Genomic DNA, 20806 nt, shown 5'->3' with positions numbered 1-20806 from the left:
AAAGAATGCATCTAATGACTACTATTTTTTATAACCTCTTTTAAATATGGATTATTAACTAGTTGCCTATTATCGCATTCATTTTGTTGATATAACCTTTAGTTAATGCTTGATGACAAGGTTTAAAAACACCTTCTACTTTACAGCTTCAACTGTTTTAAGTGCTGCTTTTAAATCCGAGTAGATGACATTTCCAACAACAATTACATCAGCAAATTGAGAAAATTCTCTAGCTTCTTCAGCTGATGTAATGCCACCACCATAGAAAAGCTTCGTATCTGTTAATGCCTTTTTTGTTTCTTTAACAACTGAAAGGTCGCCTAGTTTCCCACTGTATTCTAAATAGAAAATCGGTAGATGGAGCATTTTATCGGCAACTCGTGCATATGCCGTTACATCTTCAATCGAGAGGTCAGTATTTGCATCTGTTAAACCAGCTGCCTTACAATCAGGATTCAAGATACAATAGCCTTCGACAATTAATTCTTCCCAATTGATAATCTCTCCATATTCCTTTACTGCCTCATGATGTAATTCAATTATCCACTTTGTACTCCTACTATTTAAAACAGTTGGAATAAAATATAAATCAAAACCCGGAATGATTGATTCTACTGTTGAAACCTCTAAAACACAAGGGATAAGATAACGTCGAACTCGTGACATTAAATTTAGTACATTATCTTCAGTAATATTATCGCTACCTCCAACGATAATACAATCTGTTCCAGACTCACAAATTTTCTCTAAGTCCCCATCACTTATCTCTTTATCGGGATCGAGCTTAAACGCATGTTTCCACTCTTTAATATCATACATGCTTTAGAATCCTCCATTCAAAAAACATCCATTTCATTATTATAGCAAATTACAAGGGTTCAAAAAACTAGACTCTTCTCTTAAAGTTTGTTGCTAGCTATTTTCAAATTAATTGACTAAATATGATCAAAGCACCTGAACAATAGTCAACGAATAAAACGAGCAAACGTACAATACCTTCACATAAAAAGAGCTTGAAGACTACCCCTTCAAACTCTGACGCTATTTTTTTTCAACTAACTAGCTTACTTACTATTACATTTTTTTGTTTAAGTGTTCTTACTGTTTATTATATATTAAAAGTATATATCGTTTTACACTCATTATAAAACTACCAATTACAGCATAAGTATTTTTGATTAACAACACAATTCCTTTTCTTGGAAAGATAACAATAATATTAATTTCACCATAATTCTATTATTATTTTACTAGACGATTATCCACTTAAGAATATTTCACTAGTTTCGTGGGAAATAGGTTTTAGATAAATAAGGCTGTTTTCGCAAGGATTGTTGTTTTTCGTAATAAGTAAACCTTTACGAATTCAGCCTATCTTCGTGCTCTTTTCGTTAAATGACTCTGATATCCCTTTGGGGATCGATTCAATTTACACAATAAAAATCCAAAACCCGATTTTTATTAGTACTAGAGCAACAAACTTTTAGAAAAGAGCCATAAATAAACAACGAAAAGACACCTGAAGACTTCCCCCAAGTGTCCTTTTGAATAATTAAAAGCTATTTTAAAAGAAAGTGATTGAGTCACATTTAACGATAGAGCACAAAGACAGATAAATACGTAAAAATGTGCTATTACGAAAAGCAAAAATCTTTGCGAAAACACCTCTTGTGAAACTAATGAACGCAATTCCCTTAAATCCGTGATGTGATAAATCTTATTTTATTCTATTTCAGCTTTTTCCTTATCTTCGTGAACACGCTCTAGTGCCATTTGATAGGCATCATTTCCATAATTCAAACAGCGTTTCACACGTGAAATGGTTGCTGTGCTTGCTCCAGTTTCCGTTTCGATCTTATGGTACGTAAATCCCTCTCGTAGCATTCTTGCCACTTCAAGTCTTTGGGCTAATGATTGAATCTCATTAACTGTACATAGATCATCGAAAAAACGATAACATTCCTCTAAATTATTTAATGATAAAACTGATTGAAATAGTTGATCAAGTTCTTTACCACGTAGCTTCTCTATTTGCATAACCATTCTCCTTTTGCTAGGCTATTTTCTACAAGTTTGCTACTTTCCAGCTATTAATTGTGCAAATTTCAATATAGCACGATATGTAGACTAAATCCGTAAAGTAATGCGGTTTACGAACAGCAGCAATTTATGCGAAAACAGCATTTTACTATTACGATTGATTTAGAAATGTATCCTCTATGCTAGGGACAATATTAACCCACGTTCTACCTGGAACAAAGCTTACAATCTCTCCATTTTTGATAGGAATGATTCTACCTTCGCGGTTTTCCCATTCTACCTCTTGTTTTATGCCATTTTGCAGGAGAATTGCTTTACCTCCAGAAGTTAAGTCGATGCCCCTTCTACCATAATCATCTAATCTCTTATGGTCCATTTCGACAACAAAAATGTTGCTCAATGATATCGGTTCACCCGTTTCTAAATCAACCGTTTGTTCTTTATCACTATAACGACTATAGCTATGATTAGTTTGATTATACTCATATGATGCATGCCATGTCTCAGACTTGTCATATTTAATAACAAACTTCTTTGCTGGTTCTCCTTGTAAACTTACCACTTCTTCCTTCGAAAGAAACGTAAAAGGCTCAACTTCTGCAGTTATGTCAATATTATTCGCTACTGCTCCGTCTACTATATTTTCATTCGAAATATAGGAATTGTGTGGTGCCTTACGATGGTCGGCTCTCCAGAATAGAGTCCCATCATAAAATAACCCATTTAAGTAATCTGCTTCTCCTGCTTCTAGCTTTTGTTTAGCTGTCGGGCTCCAGCCATGACTGATGTAAAGCGCTTCAAAGCCTTTACTTAAATCCACATAATAATCTCTTGCACTTCGTACAGGTCCAATCGTATCCGGTAAATCACTTTGAAAGATCGCTAAAAACCGAGTAATAGTACCTTCTGATAGTACCTCATACACAAGGTCAGCCTTATATAAACCGGATTGCGGCCTTGCTTTAGGATGATTATTAATCATTACGGCTACTGGGCGTTGGTCTCCATCGCCTTCCTCTATTTCTAATCCAGTTAGAGGATAAACAACTTTTTCTTCTTCTGCTATTACATCAACAGACTCTTCCTCTTGGAGATTATCGTCGGAATCTGTATGATTGGATTTCTGATTATCGTTACTGCAAGCGCTTAAAATTATTAAAATAGACATGAACATAAATAAGAAACTTCTCTTCATCAAACCCACACAACCTATCTTACTTTTTTACTATTATAGTTTAACGCATTATCGACGGAAAGAGTACCGTTTTTTTCATAACGTCAAAAATCCCTCTCGGTGTTATTCTTATATAAGGTAAATGGGTTGCTGATAAAAATAACAGCGAATAAAGTGGATCAGAAAAACGATACCCTCTGTCCCGTAATAGTGAGTTAAGTTGATTTTGTTTAGTTATTACTTCATTGAGGTCTTCGTCTGATGCCCCACCATTTAATGGTAATGACATCTCAAATTGTATTTTTCCATTCTCTGTTAATACTATACCACCACCAAGTTGCTTCATTCGTTGAAAAGCCGCCAACATCTCCGTTTTATTCTTTCCAATAATAATGAAGTCTCCTGTTGTCGAATAGGAGCTTGCAAATCCCTGAATTTGTTTTGCAAAACCTTTGATAACAGTATTGATTCTCCATTTACCATCACGATCAATAAGAGCGAGAAAACTTTCATCATGACTTTCTGAAAGCTCACTCATTGAGCTGTCAATTGTAACTGAATAAGGTTCCATAATAACTGAATCTCTCATTTTCATCCCAAGTGGCATAGAAAATTGCAGATCATCAGCGGTGAGATCCCAATCTAAATTCAATGGGTGCAACCCATGTGAGTCCCAATCTACAGTATCGATTACTCCTTCACTAGGGATCCCTTCTCTGTATAGCCATGTTCCTTTCGCCATTACCGAAGTAGGATCTGGCTGATCCATGCTATCTAAAATATTCAATGTAGCCATTCTTCCAGGTGCAATAACACCAATTTGGTCCTCTAATTGATAATATCTTGCTATATTAAATGATGCCATATTGTAAGCATCGATAGCAGGAACGTTACAATCTAATGCTATATCTATGCAACGATTAATCATTCCGTTCTCATAGAAGGTTGGAGTGGCACCATCTGTTGTATAATACAAATGATCGTACGTTGACAATCCTTCATTTTGTATTTCTTTTAAAAGCTTAAAGAGATCTGGTCGAATGGATGAATGTCTTAAAGCTGCAGTATAACCCAATTTTAACCGTTTCATTACATCTTTACCTGTCATCGACTCATGATCGCTATCAACTCCGAATAATTTCATTTTTGTTAATGTATTCTCTGAAGCACCAGGAAAATGCCCTTCTATACGTTTCCCTTTTCGCTTCGTTTCCCTAAGCCAATATAAAATCCAGTCATCCCCATCTAACAACTTAGGCCAGCAAGTTAGTTCGCCACCTTGGATCACTGATTTATGCTCTAACCATTCTTTAAGGAAGTCATGAGAAAATATCTTCTCTTCACCATTCACTTCTGTTTGTAAATCAAATCTGGCCCACCAAAAAAAGTGAAAAGGCATTTTATCGATCCAATCTAAAAACGAAAGCGCTTTCTTTTTCTCGTATTGTAAAAGAAAAAATAAATTATCTCCTATGAATGTTGTTGTACCAGTTTGTGATACATACTTTGCCAAGGTTAGGGGATTATATAATTGAAACGGATGAGCGTGTGGTTCAATATACCCAGGAACAACCACTTTATTCGTACAATCAACGATATCCGTATCTGTTGTTTGCTCAGGTAAATGTTCACCAACATAAACAATCCGATCTTCGACAATCCAAATATTTGCTTTAATCCACTGACGGAGATAGGAGTTAAGGTAAGTAGCATTCTTTAACACAATTGTTGGAGCTAGTTTGTTTGAAATAACATCTATTTGTTTTCGTATTTGACTTAATTTCCATTGAAATTTTCTATCGGGCATTGGGAACCCTCCATTTCTAATTTCTGATTCTATATTACCATATGAATATTTTTACTGCATTAACGTTTTATTGCAATTTGATGACAAATTTAGGAAGGTGGAAATAATATGAGACCAAATATTGGTATTATCAACGCGTTAATAAGAATAACATGCGGTCTGTCTGTCCTTGCATGGGCAACATCTAGATATTGTAAAAAACCATGGCGCGATTCTTATTTTGTTGTTATTGTACTAGCAGCGATGAAAGTTGGTGAGGGTATCTTGAGATACTGTCCAATCACTTATTTATTTGAAAACTCTAACATGGACTTTTTTGATGACGAAGATGACTTCGATGAAAATGATTTTGAAGAGGACGCAGAAAAGATAATCTTTGACAATCTTAAGAGCTAAGATCGCTTGAGTAATGAGAATCTTACTAAACATAAGTGGTTGACGAAACATAAGGGTCAGACCTCACAACCTCATTATATCGAAATGTTTTTAAATGAATAAAACGGCGCTCGATATATTGTGTAGTGGAGGAGTCAGACCCTTAGTCAACCTATTATTAAAATGGAGGTAAAGCTATGTTTTTTGAATATTTAACAGATATGTCATTTATATTGATTGCATTAATCGGTGGAATTATTGCTTTATTATTTGTTTATATTAAGAAACGCCGTGCTTGATAGCTTTGTTGCCAATGTCGCTTCTATAAAATAAATTAGGTGAAGCAACCTTTTCAACAAGTCCATATGCTTGTTCTTGAGCTTCAGAAATGGTATCACCATACCCAGAAACAACGATTACACGACCTCCATTATTAACGAATTCTTCCCCAGACTTTTTCGATCCCGCATGAAAAATGACTGCATCTTCATGGGTTTCAGAAAGAGCCCCGATTGGTAATCCTTTTTCATATTCTTCAGGATAACCAATTGATGCGAGTACTACACCTAGTACTGCCTGTTTTGACCAAACAAGCTCAACTGGCTTATCATCAAGAATTGCTAAGAGCGACGCTACTAAATCGGACTCAAGTCTAGGCAGAACAACCTGTGTTTCTGGATCACCGAAGCGTGCGTTAAATTCGATTACTTTTGGTCCTTCAGGAGTTAGAATCAGTCCTGCATATAATATTCCTGTAAAAGAGCACCCTTCACTTACTAGCGCTTTTGCTGCAGGAATTAATATCGTCTCAACAGCTGTTTCAACTACTTCATTAGGTATCTGCGGTACAGGAGAATAAGCACCCATTCCCCCAGTATTAGGTCCTTCATCATGATCGTATGCACGTTTGTGATCTTGAGCAATCACCATCGGGTACACTTTTTCTCCTTTTACAAAGGCCATTAATGAAAATTCCTCACCTGCAAGAAATTCCTCAACAACAACAGATTGTGAAGCATCACCAAACTTTGCGCCCTCTAGCATATCAGTTAAGCTCTCGAGTGCTACGTCAAGAGTTTCTGCAACAGTTACCCCTTTACCAGCTGCAAGTCCATCAGCTTTAATGACAATAGGAGCACCTTTTTCCAAAACATAAGCTTTAGCAGCTTCTGTTTCGGTAAATGTTTGGTAATCAGCTGTTGGAATGTTGTATTTGATCATTAGTTCTTTCGCAAAGTTTTTACTTCCTTCAACAAGAGCTGCTTCTTTCGTTGGTCCAAAGATCTTTAAACCTTCAGCTTCAAAAACATTTACAACACCATTTAATAAAGGAACTTCAGGACCAACTATTGTCAAATCGATCATGTTTTCTTTTGCAAAGTTTAACAAACCCGTTGTATCTGATTCAGCAATTGGAACTCTTTTTGCTAATTTGTCCATTCCATCATTTCCTGGTGCAACAAATACTTCCTCTACAAGTTCACTTTGAGCAACTTTCCATACAAGTGCGTGCTCACGTCCACCTTGACCGATTATTAATACCTTCATGTGTTTACACCTCTTTATTAGTGTTTAAAATGACGTACCCCTGTAAATACCATAGCAATACCATACTCATCTGCCATACGGATCGATTCTTCATCACGAATGGAACCACCCGGTTGAATAATTGCTGTAATTCCTGCCTTTGCAGCAGATTCTACTGTATCAGACATAGGGAAAAATGCATCGGATCCTAGAGCACTTCCTTTTGCCTTTTCACCTGCATGATCAATCGCAATTTTTGCTGATCCAACGCGGTTCATTTGACCAGCACCAACGCCAACAGTCATCTCATCCCTTGCAAGCACGATTGCATTTGATTTAACATGCTTTACAACAGTCCATGCTAATTTTAAGTCTTTCCATTCTTCCTCAGATGGTTCACGTTTCGTAGGAATCGTTACCTCTACGTCTTTAAGAGAAAGTGTATCTTCATCTTGTACAAGTAACCCGCCATGCACTGATTGAAGTTGTTTTTCAGGCTTAGATTGCGCTGAAACTTCAATTGTTAATAAGCGAAGATTTTTCTTACTCGTTAACACATCCAATGCTTCCTGACTAAATGACGGTGCAATAACGATCTCTAGGAAAATCTCATGAAGTTTTTTAGCTGTTTCTACATCAACTTCGTGATTAAGAGCAACAATTCCTCCAAAAATGGACGTTGAGTCAGCTTCATAACATCTTGTAAATGCTTCAAATGTTGAAGTTCCAACACCGACACCACATGGGTTCATATGTTTAACTGCTACAGCAGCCGGTTCTGTAAATTCACGAACGATTTGCAAAGCAGCATCCGCATCTTTAATGTTATTAAATGAAAGTTCTTTACCGTGAAGCTGTTTTGCATTAGCAATAGATGCAACTGGTACGAATGGTTTTTGATAAAATGTTGCTTTTTGATGAGGGTTTTCTCCATAGCGAAGCGATTGTTTTTTTTCAAATGTATATGTAACCGTTTCTGGATCCTCTTCACCAATTGTGTTCGTTAAGAATTCGGCTATTAATGCGTCATATGCTGCGGTATGTCTAAACACCTTTGCAGCTAAGCGTTGTTTTTGCGTTAATGAAACTTCTCCAGCTCCCTTTAATTCCTCTAATACAACACTGTAATCTTGTGGATCGACAAGAACCGTAACATCTTCATGGTTTTTTGCAGCTGAACGCAACATTGAAGGTCCACCAATATCAATGTTCTCAATTGCATCTTGGAAGGCAACGTCTGGTTTAGAGATCGTTTCTTTGAAAGGATATAAATTTACCACAACTAGATCAATTGTTTCGATATTATTTTCCTTTAACTGCTTCATATGACTAGGGTTATTACGAACAGCTAATAATCCTCCATGAATGTTTGGGTGAAGAGTTTTTACACGTCCGTCCATAATTTCAGGAAATCCAGTCACTTCAGAAATACCAATTACATTAAGACCATTCTCTTCAAGTAATGCCTTTGTGCCACCCGTTGAAATAACTTCAACACCTAATTTAATTAATTCAGTTACAAATGGTACGAGATTTTCTTTATTTGATACACTAACTAATGCACGTTTGATTGCCATTCTATTCACCTCTAGAGATTATTTTGAAATCAGGTCTTGAATAACCTTGGGATATAGTTCATGTTCTGCAGTATGAATTTTATCAGCTATCATAGTTTCGTTATCTCCATCGCCAACTTCAATCGCCTTCTGAGCAATGATCGGACCAGTATCCATTCCAGAGTCAACATAATGGATGGTAATACCAGTTATCTTAACTCCAGCTCTAAAAGCTTGTCCTATTGCATCCTTTCCGGGGAATGCTGGCAAAAGCGATGGATGAATATTTACAATTTTATTCGTATATGCATCAAGCAATGTTGAACCAATTAAACGCATATACCCTGCTAAAAAAATCAAATCTATTTGATGACTTTGCAATGCAGCTATTATTTCATGTTCAAATTGCACCTTTGATTTATATTCCTTAGGAGAAAAGGAAAAAACAGGAATACCAGCTACCTTTGCCCGTTCTACTACGCCTGCTTGAGGCTTGTCACAAACAACAAGACCTAGCTCTACATGTAAGTCACCACGTTTTATTGAATCGAGTATCGCTTGAAAATTGCTGCCATTTCCTGAAGCAAAAACAGCTATTTTCTTCATCGAAGAACTCCTCCTCCGAACGATACACCCGAACCTTGTTTCACACGACCAATGACATAAGATTTTTCACCATTTGCCTTAAGCTTACCCATTACATCTTGTACAAGCTCTTCTTCGACAGCTAAAACAAAACCAATACCCATGTTAAAGACATTATACATATCTTCAGCGCTCAGATCGCCTTGTTCTTTTAGGAAATCAAAAATTTCTGGTAATGGCCATGAACCATTATCAATCTCTACACCCATATTTTCTGGAAGCATCCGTGGAATATTTTCAATAAATCCACCACCGGTGATATGTGCCATACCATCAACTTTGAATTTTTTAATAACATCTAAAACTGGCTTTACATAAATTCTAGTAGGAGTTAATAATACCTCAGCTAGCGTTTTAGTAAATGGCTTGTATATCGTGTTCAAATCAAGCTTTTGATCTTCAAGAAGAATTTTGCGAACTAATGAAAATCCATTACTATGAAGACCACTAGAAGAAAGACCAATTAAAACATGTCCTGGTTTAATGTTCTCTCCGGTAACAATTTCTTCCTTTTCAACGACACCAACTGAAAAACCAGCAACATCATACTCGTCCTCTTCATACAAACCAGGCATTTCAGCTGTTTCTCCACCAACTAATGCACAGCCTGAATCCTCACATCCATCAGCAATCCCTTTAACAATTTGCTCGATTTTCTCCGGTTTTGCTTTTCCTAAAGCTAAATAATCTAGGAAAAATAATGGTTCTGCACCTTGTGCTAATATGTCATTCACGCACATTGCAACAGCGTCAATTCCAATTGAATCATGTTTGTCCGCCATAAATGCAAGCTTTAACTTCGTTCCTACTCCGTCAGTACCCGAGATAAGCACAGGTTTTTTATAATCTAGTTCACTTAAATCAAACATTCCACCAAATCCACCAAGTCCACCCATTACGCCTGTGCGTATCGTTCTTTCAACATGCTTTTTCATTCTTGATACAGCTTCATAACCCGCTTCGATATCAACACCGGCTTGTTTATAAACATCGGACATGTCTGATTCCCCCTGCCAACTATTAATTGATGTATCTATTAAATGTAAGACAGGAATCGAATACTCGATTCCTATCAATTTTTTATTTTTATTGCATTGCTTATACCAAATCAAGGTTACAGGCTTTTATTATGCCTTTTCATGTGGAAGGACAGTGTCTGCGTAAATCTCTGTTGGGTATCTTCCTGTGAAGCAAGCTAAGCACTGGCCTTTGAGCTCACCTTCATATGGTCGGCCAATTCCATCAACTAAGCCTTCAACACTTAAAAAGGCAAGGCTGTCAGCACCAATGAGTTGACGAATTTCTTCAACAGAATTATTTGAAGCAATCAACTCTTCAGAGGTAGATGTGTCTATTCCATAGAAGCAAGGGTTTGTAATCGGCGGTGAACTAATTCGAACATGAACCTCAGTTGCACCCGCTTCCCTAAGCAAGGTCACAATTCGTTTACTCGTTGTTCCACGAACAATTGAATCGTCAACCATGACAACCCGTTTCCCCTCAACTACTCCACGTACAGCAGATAGTTTCATTTTCACACCTTGTTCACGTAGCTCTTGTGATGGCTGGATAAACGTTCGACCAACATATCGATTTTTTATTAATCCTAGTTCATATGGAATTCCTGTCAATTCAGCGAATCCAATCGCTGCGGAAATACTTGAATCTGGAACACCTGTGACAACATCTGCATCTATTTCAGATTCCACAGCCAATCGTTTACCAAGATTTTTCCGGGCTGTGTGAACATTTATCCCGTCAATATTACTATCTGGGCGGGAAAAGTAAATGTATTCCATGCTGCAGATTGAACGATTAATATTCATCGAGAACCGCTCAGAGCGAATTCCTTCGTCATTAATAATCAATAACTCTCCAGGCTGGACATCTCTTTCATATTTTGCTCCCACTACATCAAAAGCACATGTTTCTGATGCCACAACATAAGCATCACCCATGACACCGATTGATAATGGACGTAAACCATTAGGATCAAGTGCAACGATCATTTCTGTTTCAGTCATGATCAAAAATGCATAAGCACCTTTTACGACAGTTAATGCACTTTTAACGGCTTCCTTCATATCTCTATATCCACTGCGTCGAACTAAATGTGCAAGCACTTCTGTATCAGACGTTGTTTGAAAAATACTCCCCTGGCTTTCAAGCTGATGCTTGAGCTGTGTGGCATTAACTAAATTTCCGTTATGCGCTAGAGCCAAACTTCCACTATGAGACTTAAAAAGTAAAGGCTGGACATTTTCATATCCACCCCCACCTGCTGTTGCATATCGCACGTGACCAATAGCTGCTTTTCCAGATAAATCGTTTAATTTCCCGTTTCCGAATACCTCTGAAATAAGACCAAGGCCCTTCATTCCAGTTAGCTTCTCACCATCAGTTGTAACTATCCCAGCACCTTCTTGCCCTCTGTGCTGTAAGCTGTGAAGACCATAGTACGTAATTTGGGCAGCATCTTTATGACCCCAAATACCAAAAACGCCACATTCTTCATTTAATCCTTTGATTTCAGCAAGCATGGGATAGCCCCTTTCCAAGCATTTTTTAATTCCTCAACAGAAGCATCAACTAGTAATTCATTCTTTTCATTTTTAATTAGTAGTTTCTCAGAGTTTGTTACTTCTCCGATACAAACCGCATCCACTAATTTTTCAAACGCTGGTTGGTTTTCTTTTTTAACAGAAACAACGAATCTAGTTTGTGATTCACTGAATAATGAAGCAGTTGCATCACCTGTAAGTGTGACAGATGCACCTAAACCACTTCCTCCAAATAAAGGTTCTGCTAAGGCAACAGCAACTCCGCCTTCAGAAACGTCATGAGCTGAAGCGACAGTGTTTGCACGAATTGCTTTTGAAACTTGGCCTAATATCTTACTTTCTATCTCTAAATCTAGTTCAGGTGATTTTCCAAATATTTTTCCGTGTGTAAGTTTTTGTAGCTCACTTCCACCAAATTCTGGTTTTGTTTCACCTATTAGGTAAATTAAATCTCCAACTTCTTTGAAATCTTGAGTCGTAATATAATCAGTATCTTCAATTAATCCAACCATACCAATAACTGGTGTAGGGTAAATCGCAGTCCCGTTTGTTTCATTATATAATGAGACATTTCCGCCAATTACAGGTGTATTTAAAACTCGACATGCATCACTAATTCCATCAGCCGCTTTTTCAATTTGCCAGAAAATTTCAGGCTTTTCTGGATTACCAAAGTTCAGGTTATCAGTAATTGCTAACGGAGTTCCACCAGAACAAACAATATTCCGTGCTGCTTCCGCTACTGCAATTCTTCCACCTACTTCAGGATCTAAGTAAAGATAACGAGAATTACAATCCGTCGTCATAGCCAAAGCTTTTCTTGTATCACGGATACGAATAACCGCGGCATCAGAGCCTGGTGCTACAACTGTGTTTGTTCGAACCATATAGTCATATTGATCATAAACCCATTCTTTACTTGCAATAGTTGGTTGTTTCAATAAATTTATTAAAGTTTCTTTATAGTTATCTACTGACAATGGTGCAACAGCCATTTGTTGGAACTCTTCATAGTACGCAGGTACTTTTGAAGGTTTATGGTAAACAGGTGCTTCTTCTGCTAATGCATCAACAGGAAGTTCTGAAACCAATTCTCCTTTATGGAAAAGACGAAGCATTTTATCATCAGTCACTGTACCGACTGTCACAGCCTCTAAATCATATTTTTCGAATAGGTCAACAATCTCTTGTTCCCGTCCTTTTTCAATGACAAGCAACATTCTTTCTTGAGATTCAGAAAGCATCATTTCATACGGTGTCATTCCTGCTTCACGTTGAGGGACTAAGTCCAAATTCATTTCGATACCAGAACCAGCTTTACTAGCCATCTCAGCTGCTGAACTAGTTAACCCCGCTGCACCCATATCTTGAATACCGACTAAGGCATCACACTTAACAACCTCAAGACATGCTTCTAGTAATAGCTTCTCCATAAATGGATCTCCAACCTGAACTGCTGGACGATTCTCATCAGATGAATCTGTTAATTCCTCAGAAGCGAAAGTTGCACCATGGATTCCATCACGACCTGTTTTCGCTCCAACGTACATAACTGTGTTGCCTACGCCTGTTGCCAGACCCTTCTTAATATCTTCATGATTAATCAAACCCACACACATTGCATTTACTAATGGATTTCCTTCATATGAGTCATCAAATTGGATTTCCCCACCAACTGTTGGGATACCAATACAGTTACCATAACCAGCAATACCAGCAACAACCTCTTCAAACAAATACTTAACGCGTGGAGATTTCAGTTCTCCAAATCGTAATGAGTTTAAGATTGCTATTGGTCTTGCTCCCATTGAAAAGACATCACGAATGATACCACCTACACCTGTTGCTGCACCTTGATATGGTTCAATTGCTGAAGGATGGTTATGACTTTCGATTTTAAACACAACTGCTTGGTTATCACCGATGTCAACAATTCCAGCACCCTCACCAGGACCTTGCAATACTTTTTCCCCTGTGATAGGGAACTTCTTCAAGATTGGTTTCGAGTTTTTATAGCTGCAATGCTCTGACCACATAACAGAAAAAATGCCGATTTCAGTGTAGTTTGGGAGACGGCCCATGATTTTCTCAATAAGCGCAAATTCATCATCACTTACACCCATTTGTCTATAGATTTTTTCGTCCTTTATCATCTGATTCGTTGGTTCAAGCAGTAGTGACATGGGATTCCCTCCAGTTATTCACAATCGATTTAAATAATTTTAATCCATCTGCACTTCCTAGTAACTCATCAACTGCACGTTCAGGATGTGGCATCATCCCTAACACATTACCGCGTTCATTTGTGATACCTGCAATGTCCTCTAGGCTGCCATTTGGATTTGTTTCATACGTAAACACAATTTGATTATTCTCTTTAAGCGTTTGTAATGTTTGCTCATCACAATAATAGTTCCCTTCCCCATGGGCAATCGGAACAGAAATCACTTCATTTTTATTATAAGCAGACGTAAAGGCTGTTTCATTATTAGCAACCGTTAAATTCACTGGTCTACACATGAATTTTAAATTCTCATTTCTCTTCATTGCACCTGGAAGTAGTCCAACCTCTAATAAAATCTGGAATCCATTACATACGCCAAGAACAGGTTTCCCTGCTTCAGCAGCTTTCACGACTTCTTTCATTACATTTGAGAAACCTGCGATAGCTCCAGAGCGTAAGTAATCACCGTATGAAAAACCACCAGGCAATAAAATACCGTCAAAGCGACTTAAATCTGATTCATCATGCCAGACATACTCTACTTCCGCGCCAAGCTCATCCTTAATAGCATGGAACATATCAACATCACAATTAGATCCTGGGAATACGATCACAGCGAATTTCACTTTGTGACAACCTCCTGTACTTCGTAGCTGAAATCTTCAATTACTGTATTAGCTAATAATTTTTCACACATTTCACGTACTACTACATCAAGATCACGATCTGACTTTTCTATTGTTAGTTCCATATATTTACCGATTCGAACATCTTGAACTTCGTTATAAGACATACTGTGTAACGCACTCTTAACTGCAGTACCTTGTGGATCTAAAACACTTTCTCTTAACGTGACATAAACTTTTACTTTGTACATGATGATTGTCCCCCTAATCTAGTTAAAATCTCTTCATAAGCATCTGTTAAACTTCCAATACCTCTGCGGAACACGTCTTTATCAAACTTTTCATTTGTATTTATATCCCATAGACGACAAGTGTCAGGTGATACTTCATCAGCTAAAATGATGTTCCCTTCATCTGTAACTCCGAATTCTAATTTAAAATCTATTAATCTAATATCACAAGAAAGAAAATGTGTTTTTAAAACCTCATTTACCTTTCTAGCAAGCATCTTTAATATTTCAACTTGCTCTTTTGTAGCAATTTCCAGTAACTCAATATGATCCTCTGTAAGAAGCGGATCTCCTAACTCATCATCCTTATAATAAAACTCGACAAGCGGCTTATTGATCTCAATTCCCTCTTCAATACCAATCCGTTTAGAAAGACTTCCTGCGACAACATTTCGAACGACAACCTCTAACGGAATGATCGTCACTTTTTTTACTAGCTGCTCTGTTTCAGATAGCCTTTTAACAAAATGATTTTCTATATTATTGGCTGATAGCTTTTCAAAAATTATAGTGGAAATCTCATTGTTAAGACGACCTTTTCCAGTTATTTCTTCTTTCTTTACACCGTTAAAGGCTGTTGCAGAATCTTTATAAGATACTAGTAAAATTGTAGGTTCGTTCGTTTTATAAATGCGTTTTGCTTTACCTTCATATAGTAATTCGAGCCTTTCAGTGTTCATTGTAGCCCTCCTAAACAGAATATTGGGAACCTTTAAATTAGTACGGTTTTCATTGTTATATAATCTAACCATGTTTTTATTTCATAAGTGATAGCAAGGGCTTGAATTCCCTTGCTATACACTGCTTTACTACACGGTTTAGCTTAATTAAAGACCTAGGCGGTCAAAAATCGCGTCCACACCTTTTAAGTGATAATTGTAATCGAAACAATCTTCAATTGTTTCAGCAGAAAGACGTGAAGTGATTTTCTCTTCTGCTTCAACTAGTCCACGGAATGGTACTTGTTTTTCCCAGGCTTCCATCGCTCTTGGTTGAACAAGGTCATACGCTTCTTCTCTTGAGATCCCTGTATCAATCAAGGCAAGCAATACACGTTGAGAATAAATTAAGCCTTGTGTGCGATCCATATTACGCTTCATGTTTTCCGGGAATACGGTTAAATTCTTCACAATGTTTCCAAAGCGATTTAACATATAGTTAAGAGCAATTGTTGCATCTGGTAGAATAATACGTTCAGCAGATGAATGAGAAATGTCTCGTTCATGCCATAATGGAACATTTTCATAAGCTGTTAACATATAGCCACGAATGACACGTGCAAGACCTGTCATGTTTTCAGAACCAATTGGGTTACGTTTATGTGGCATGGCAGAAGATCCCTTTTGTCCCTTTGCAAACGCCTCTTCAACTTCACGTGTTTCACTCTTTTGCAATCCACGGATCTCAATAGCAAATTTCTCGATTGAGGTTGCAACTAATGCTAGTGCTGCCATATACTCTGCATGGCGATCACGTTGTAATGTTTGAGTTGAAATCGGTGCAGGTTGCGTACCTAATTTTTCACAGACATATTTTTCAACAAACGGATCAATATTTGCATATGTTCCAACTGCTCCAGAGATTTTACCAAATTCAACTCCGGATGCAGCACGCTTAAAGCGATCTAGGTTACGCTTCATTTCTTCATACCATAAGCCCATTTTCAAACCAAATGTTGTCGGTTCAGCGTGAACACCATGAGTACGACCCATCATGACTGTATACTTATGCTCTAAAGCCTTGTCTTTCAAAATTTGAATGAAGTTCTCAATATCCTTCAAAAGAATATCATTCGCTTGTTTTAAAAGGTACGATAATGCTGTATCAACTACATCTGTTGATGTTAATCCGTAATGCACCCATTTCCGTTCATCACCTAGAGTTTCAGAAACCGCTCTTGTAAAAGCAACAACATCATGACGAGTTTCTAGTTCAATTTCATTAATACGGTTCACATCAAAGGATGCATTTTCGCGAAGTAGAGCTGCATCCTCTTTCGGAATCGCTCCTAACTCTGCCCATGCCTCACACGCAAGAATTTCAACCTCTAACCATGCTTTAAATTTGTTTTCTTCCGTCCAAATTGCACCCATTTCAGGTCTTGTATAGCGTTCAATCATTTTTCTTCCTCCGATCTATTTTTGGCCCCACATTAGGTTCGTTCTCTCTATTTCTTTTTCAATTGTGTCAGTCATAATCGTGATATGTCCCATTTTCCTTTTAGGAGCTGCATCTTTCTTACCATATAGATGTAGTTTGGCTATTTCAAGTAACGAAATATTCTCTTCTACAATAGGCAGGTCCTCACCTAGGATATTAACCATTAGACCACTTTGACGTAAGGTTGTATGCCCTAAAGGTAATTGACAAATTGAACGAATATGTTGTTCGAATTGATCTGTTTCACATAAATCAATTGTGTAGTGCCCGGAATTATGTGGACGAGGGGCTAATTCGTTTATGTAAATCTCCCCATCCTCCGTTAAAAACATTTCAACAGCAAGTGTCCCCACAAGTTCAAAGCTATTTGAAAGCTTAACTGCTAAGTTCTCTGCCTTTATCAAGACATCCTCTGTCACGCGTGCAGGTACTATGCTTTGATATAGAATATTATCTTTATGAATATTTTCAGCAACTGGAAACGTTTTGGTTTCTCCAGTTTTTGACCTTGTGACTATAACTGATATTTCTTTTTCGAAAGGAACCCATTTCTCCACGATACATGTACCCAATAGCAATAGTTTAGCAGCATCCTCTATATCCTGGTCTGTCCGGATCACTACCTGACCCTTTCCATCATATCCACCTCTACACGTTTTTACCACGCTTGGATAACCAAGAAGTTCGATAGCTTGGGAGAGCTCTTCTTCACTCTGGACAATTTTGTATGGAGCTACCTCACACCCCGCTTGTTCAATTGCGGCCTTTTCTGTTTCACGATCTTGTGTAAGTAACAATAGTGAGCTTTTTTGCGGCAAATTAGCATTTTTTTCTAACCAGTGTAAAGCTTGATAATCAATATTTTCAAACTCATAGGTAATGACATCACTAACGGCCGCCAGCTGCTTGATTGCGTCCAAATCATCATAGTTTGCGGTGATCTCAACATCAGCAAGCTGGCCACATGGACAATCTTCAGTTGGATCTAATACTGCAATCCGATAACCAAGCTGTCTAGCAGCAATCGCCATCATCCGTCCTAATTGACCACCACCAATTATTCCGATTGTTGCACCTGGAAGAATTTTATTCCTATTCAAGCTCATCACTGCTCTCCAAAACCTTCAATCGAAGCTCTTCTCTTCTATTATCAAGTTTGTTTGCTACCTCTTGATCAGCAATTGAAAGGATCTCAGCAGCTAGTAATCCTGCGTTTGTAGCACCAGCCTTACCAATAGCAACTGTAGCAACTGGAACTCCACCAGGCATTTGAACAATTGATAATAAGGAATCCAATCCATTTAAAGCTTTTGATTGAACTGGAATACCGATAACTGGTAACGTAGTTTTTGCAGCAACCATACCTGGTAAATGAGCTGCTCCACCGGCTCCAGCAACAATAACCTTCAAACCTCTAATTCTTGCATTCTCAGCATATTCGAACATAAAATCAGGAGTACGATGTGCAGATACTACCTTTTTTTCATATGGAATGTGTAGCTCATCCAAAATATCACATGCGTGTTTCATCGTTCCCCAATCTGATGTACTTCCCATAATTATACCTATAAGCGGCTCCATCTTTTTCCCACCTTTAAAAGTCACTAAGAAAGTTCAAACACCTGATTAACAACACAAGACACAGGAGTTCTAAACCTTTTTTATAATAAAAATAAAAAGGCTCGATACATGTACTTCTCCTTTTATAGAGAAAGTACAGTATATCGAGCCGGATTTTAATAAACTACAACAATCCGAATCATTTATACGTACACTTTCCCTCATAGTCCAATAATTTACGGTTATCGGGTAGAAACTTCTGGGCCATATTCCCAACTTTATATGAGGTTATCGTTTATTACTATTTACAAGTTATATATTAACAATGTCGACTGCCTATGTCAACGTAATATCGAACAATTTATATGTAAGAAAAGTTAATGTTCGGCTTTTACAGTAGTTTCCCTTCAAAAACAATCTTTCTTCCACAAGGAACAGCTTCCACCTCTTTATCACGGATTTCTTCTTTAAAAATTGGCTCTTCCATTCGTTTAACCGGAAAATAGCCATCCTGTCGCATTCTATTTAAACAATCATCAATCGATTCATGCTCTCCGACAGTAAACTTTTGCTTTTTAGGCTTCGTTGTCATGCCTTAATTCTCCTTTTCTTCACAGCTTTTACCCAAAAGCCACCATGAATCGTTTTCGGTTCATATACAATCATAAACGCCTTAGGATCTAGCTCTTTAATGGTATCGTACAATCTTAGTTCATATTTCCTTGGTGTCAGTATTTGCAAAGCTAACCGATCCCCTTCTAAGCCATTAGCCATCCAGTTTGTTACACCATATCCTTTTTCACGCAGTAGCTTCGGTAAATCCTGTTGTATTTCTGTTGTGATCACATTAACAGTGATATAACCTAATGCTAACTTTTCCTCAATCTTCATACCTACAATAACACCAATTCCATAGCCAATAGCATATGCAATTAAATTTTGAATTTGGTCTAAATTCTCCAAAACCAACCCAAGCCCTAATACATAAATAACTACCTCAAACATACTAATAAACGCGGCCAAATAACGCTGTCCCTTTAACGTTAAGATCATCCTGATGGTAAAACACGTGACATACACAATATTTATAATTAAAATGATTGCTACCATTATAAGACTATTTTGAAGCAATACAACTCCTCCTTCAATTAACAAAGTAAATTAGGCTTTATTTTACTAAAGATCTAATCCTGTTACAATGGTTCAGTATTATTCTATAAAAGTTCTTTATATTAGGCTCTTTTCTAAAAGTTTGTTGCTCTAGCACTAATAAAAATGCTTTTAGATTTTTATGTTCTAAATTGAAGCGATCTCCAGAGAGATTTCAGAGTAATTTAAACGAAAAGAGCACGAAGATAGGCAAATTTCGTAAAGAATTACTTATTACGAAAAACAACAATCTTTATGAAAACAGCATTATATTAATAGGATTACCTACAACTTCCTGGATATTCAGGACATGAACGGCTATCCGAACATCCACTCCTTATCTTAGCAATTTAAAAAACACCCTCCAATGCTTAGCAATGGAGTTTACGAATATTTGTTTGGTTGATTACATCACATCGGCTTGCATAATCAACCAAACTCTTCTTCAGCTTGTTTGTCAAATCCTCATGTGCAGGGTGCGCACACTTGTCAGTCTTCACTCGATGTGTTTCTCAACCGGCGCTAGAGCTTTACTTCCGTGCTCGAGGTTAGGGCTTTCCTTGCGATAAGCGCCTCGAATCTCTTCACCATCTTATTCGCTCATGACCTCATGTACAGGTGCGCACTTACTTGTCTTCACTTGCTATGTTGCTTCCTCAACTTCCTGCTTCACCAACCCCTCGGGCTTGTGTGGTTACTTTTATTCCTCATACTTTTTCATATCAAAAAGACCAGTATCTCTACTGACTCATTTCTATTTATCCGGTAACGTCGTCCTACTCTCACAGAGTGAGACCCCAACTACACCCTCGGCGCCAGAGCTTAACTTCCGTTCAAGGTTCGGCTTGCGATAAGCAGCGAATCTCTTCGTCATCTTGTTCGTTCAGATCCTCATGTGCAAGGTGCGCACATTCCGGTCTTCACTCGCTGCGCTTCCTCGACCTTCTTGCTTCTCCCTCCTCAGGCTAGAATTCTTAATCCGTCTTTCTCTCTAATCACTTACCTTTAAAAACAACAAAAAAGACCAGTATCTCTACTGATCTTTTTTTTATTTACCTGGCAACGTCCTACTCTCACAGGGGGAGACCCCCAACTACCATCGGCGCTGAAGA

20 protein-coding genes and 1 riboswitch are annotated in these 20806 nt (G+C 37.7%); of the genes, 2 read left to right on the top strand and 18 right to left on the bottom strand.

Annotation, left to right across the window (positions count from 1 at the left end; genetic code table 11):
• Nucleotides 1–135 precede the first annotated feature (135 nt).
• From pcrB to AC6CHR_RS14540, 4 genes are all read right to left on the bottom strand, one after another.
• Nucleotides 136–819, bottom strand: coding sequence for a heptaprenylglyceryl phosphate synthase (pcrB, locus tag AC6CHR_RS14555; RefSeq protein ID WP_498249715.1), 684 nt, complete (start codon nt 817–819; stop codon nt 136–138).
• Nucleotides 820–1722: 903 nt separating this feature from the next.
• Nucleotides 1723–2037 (bottom strand): YerC/YecD family TrpR-related protein, encoded by a 315-nt coding sequence (locus AC6CHR_RS14550; protein ID WP_498249713.1) that lies wholly within the window; start codon nt 2035–2037, stop codon nt 1723–1725.
• Between the two features lie 154 nt (nt 2038–2191).
• A complete protein-coding gene (locus tag AC6CHR_RS14545; RefSeq protein WP_498249712.1) occupies nt 2192–3208 on the bottom strand; it encodes a DUF3048 domain-containing protein in 1017 nt (338 codons plus the stop codon).
• 67 nt (nt 3209–3275) lie between these two features.
• On the bottom strand, nt 3276–5021 hold the full coding sequence (locus tag AC6CHR_RS14540; RefSeq protein WP_498249711.1) for an adenine deaminase C-terminal domain-containing protein: 1746 nt from the start codon (nt 5019–5021) through the stop codon (nt 3276–3278).
• A 108-nt stretch (nt 5022–5129) separates the two neighbouring features.
• On the opposite strand from AC6CHR_RS14540, the gene AC6CHR_RS14535 reads away from it, so the two are divergent.
• Both AC6CHR_RS14535 and AC6CHR_RS14530 read left to right on the top strand, forming a co-directional pair.
• Entirely contained in the window at nt 5130–5417 is a 288-nt protein-coding gene (locus tag AC6CHR_RS14535) for a YgaP family membrane protein (RefSeq protein WP_498249710.1), read from the top strand.
• Between the two features lie 176 nt (nt 5418–5593).
• On the top strand, nt 5594–5695 hold the full coding sequence (locus AC6CHR_RS14530; RefSeq protein ID WP_498249709.1) for an EYxxD motif small membrane protein: 102 nt from the start codon (nt 5594–5596) through the stop codon (nt 5693–5695).
• Here the strand turns inward: AC6CHR_RS14530 and purD are convergent.
• The 14 genes from purD to AC6CHR_RS14460 all read right to left on the bottom strand — a co-directional run bounded on the left by purD (nt 5676) and on the right by AC6CHR_RS14460 (nt 19655).
• On the bottom strand, nt 5676–6944 hold the full coding sequence (gene purD / locus AC6CHR_RS14525) for a phosphoribosylamine--glycine ligase (protein WP_498249708.1): 1269 nt from the start codon (nt 6942–6944) through the stop codon (nt 5676–5678). The genes AC6CHR_RS14530 and purD overlap by 20 nt on opposite strands.
• A 17-nt stretch (nt 6945–6961) precedes the next feature.
• Nucleotides 6962–8500 carry a bifunctional phosphoribosylaminoimidazolecarboxamide formyltransferase/IMP cyclohydrolase gene (purH, locus tag AC6CHR_RS14520; RefSeq protein ID WP_498249707.1) on the bottom strand — a complete coding sequence of 513 codons (1539 nt, stop codon included), beginning with the start codon at nt 8498–8500 and terminating at the stop codon, nt 6962–6964.
• 18 nt (nt 8501–8518) lie between these two features.
• Nucleotides 8519–9085: a phosphoribosylglycinamide formyltransferase gene (gene purN, locus AC6CHR_RS14515; RefSeq protein ID WP_498249705.1), complete on the bottom strand. Its 567-nt coding sequence runs from the start codon at nt 9083–9085 to the stop codon at nt 8519–8521.
• Nucleotides 9082–10122, bottom strand: coding sequence for a phosphoribosylformylglycinamidine cyclo-ligase (purM, locus tag AC6CHR_RS14510; RefSeq protein ID WP_498249704.1), 1041 nt, complete (start codon nt 10120–10122; stop codon nt 9082–9084). The genes purN and purM overlap by 4 nt, the downstream gene beginning before the upstream one ends.
• Nucleotides 10123–10251: 129 nt before the next feature.
• On the bottom strand, nt 10252–11664 hold the full coding sequence (gene purF, locus AC6CHR_RS14505; protein WP_498249702.1) for an amidophosphoribosyltransferase: 1413 nt from the start codon (nt 11662–11664) through the stop codon (nt 10252–10254).
• Nucleotides 11640–13868, bottom strand: coding sequence for a phosphoribosylformylglycinamidine synthase subunit PurL (gene purL / locus AC6CHR_RS14500; protein WP_498249701.1), 2229 nt, complete (start codon nt 13866–13868; stop codon nt 11640–11642). The genes purF and purL overlap by 25 nt, the downstream gene beginning before the upstream one ends.
• Nucleotides 13852–14535 carry a phosphoribosylformylglycinamidine synthase subunit PurQ gene (gene purQ / locus AC6CHR_RS14495; RefSeq protein WP_498249699.1) on the bottom strand — a complete coding sequence of 228 codons (684 nt, stop codon included), beginning with the start codon at nt 14533–14535 and terminating at the stop codon, nt 13852–13854. Before purQ ends, purL begins: the two co-directional genes overlap by 17 nt.
• Nucleotides 14532–14786 (bottom strand): phosphoribosylformylglycinamidine synthase subunit PurS, encoded by a 255-nt coding sequence (gene purS / locus AC6CHR_RS14490; protein ID WP_498249698.1) that lies wholly within the window; start codon nt 14784–14786, stop codon nt 14532–14534. The genes purQ and purS overlap by 4 nt, the downstream gene beginning before the upstream one ends.
• Nucleotides 14774–15505 (bottom strand): phosphoribosylaminoimidazolesuccinocarboxamide synthase, encoded by a 732-nt coding sequence (gene purC / locus AC6CHR_RS14485; protein ID WP_498249697.1) that lies wholly within the window; start codon nt 15503–15505, stop codon nt 14774–14776. Before purC ends, purS begins: the two co-directional genes overlap by 13 nt.
• A 147-nt stretch (nt 15506–15652) precedes the next feature.
• Nucleotides 15653–16945, bottom strand: a complete 1293-nt coding sequence (gene purB, locus AC6CHR_RS14480) for an adenylosuccinate lyase (protein ID WP_498249696.1) — start codon at nt 16943–16945, stop codon at nt 15653–15655.
• A gap of 15 nt (nt 16946–16960) precedes the next feature.
• Nucleotides 16961–18091, bottom strand: coding sequence for a 5-(carboxyamino)imidazole ribonucleotide synthase (gene purK / locus AC6CHR_RS14475; protein ID WP_498249694.1), 1131 nt, complete (start codon nt 18089–18091; stop codon nt 16961–16963).
• Nucleotides 18078–18566: a 5-(carboxyamino)imidazole ribonucleotide mutase gene (gene purE / locus AC6CHR_RS14470; RefSeq protein ID WP_498249692.1), complete on the bottom strand. Its 489-nt coding sequence runs from the start codon at nt 18564–18566 to the stop codon at nt 18078–18080. Before purE ends, purK begins: the two co-directional genes overlap by 14 nt.
• 183 nt (nt 18567–18749) lie before the next feature.
• Nucleotides 18750–18851: riboswitch (purine riboswitch) on the bottom strand.
• A gap of 85 nt (nt 18852–18936) precedes the next feature.
• Complete coding sequence (locus tag AC6CHR_RS14465; RefSeq protein ID WP_498249691.1) at nt 18937–19137, bottom strand: NETI motif-containing protein; 201 nt, start codon at nt 19135–19137, stop codon at nt 18937–18939.
• Entirely contained in the window at nt 19134–19655 is a 522-nt protein-coding gene (locus AC6CHR_RS14460; protein WP_498249879.1) for a DUF2179 domain-containing protein, read from the bottom strand. Before AC6CHR_RS14460 ends, AC6CHR_RS14465 begins: the two co-directional genes overlap by 4 nt.
• Nucleotides 19656–20806: the final 1151 nt, after the last annotated feature.

It is taken from the genome of Metabacillus sp. GQ13, assembly GCF_059758525.1.
This window is presented reverse-complemented; position numbering and strand designations above follow the sequence as displayed.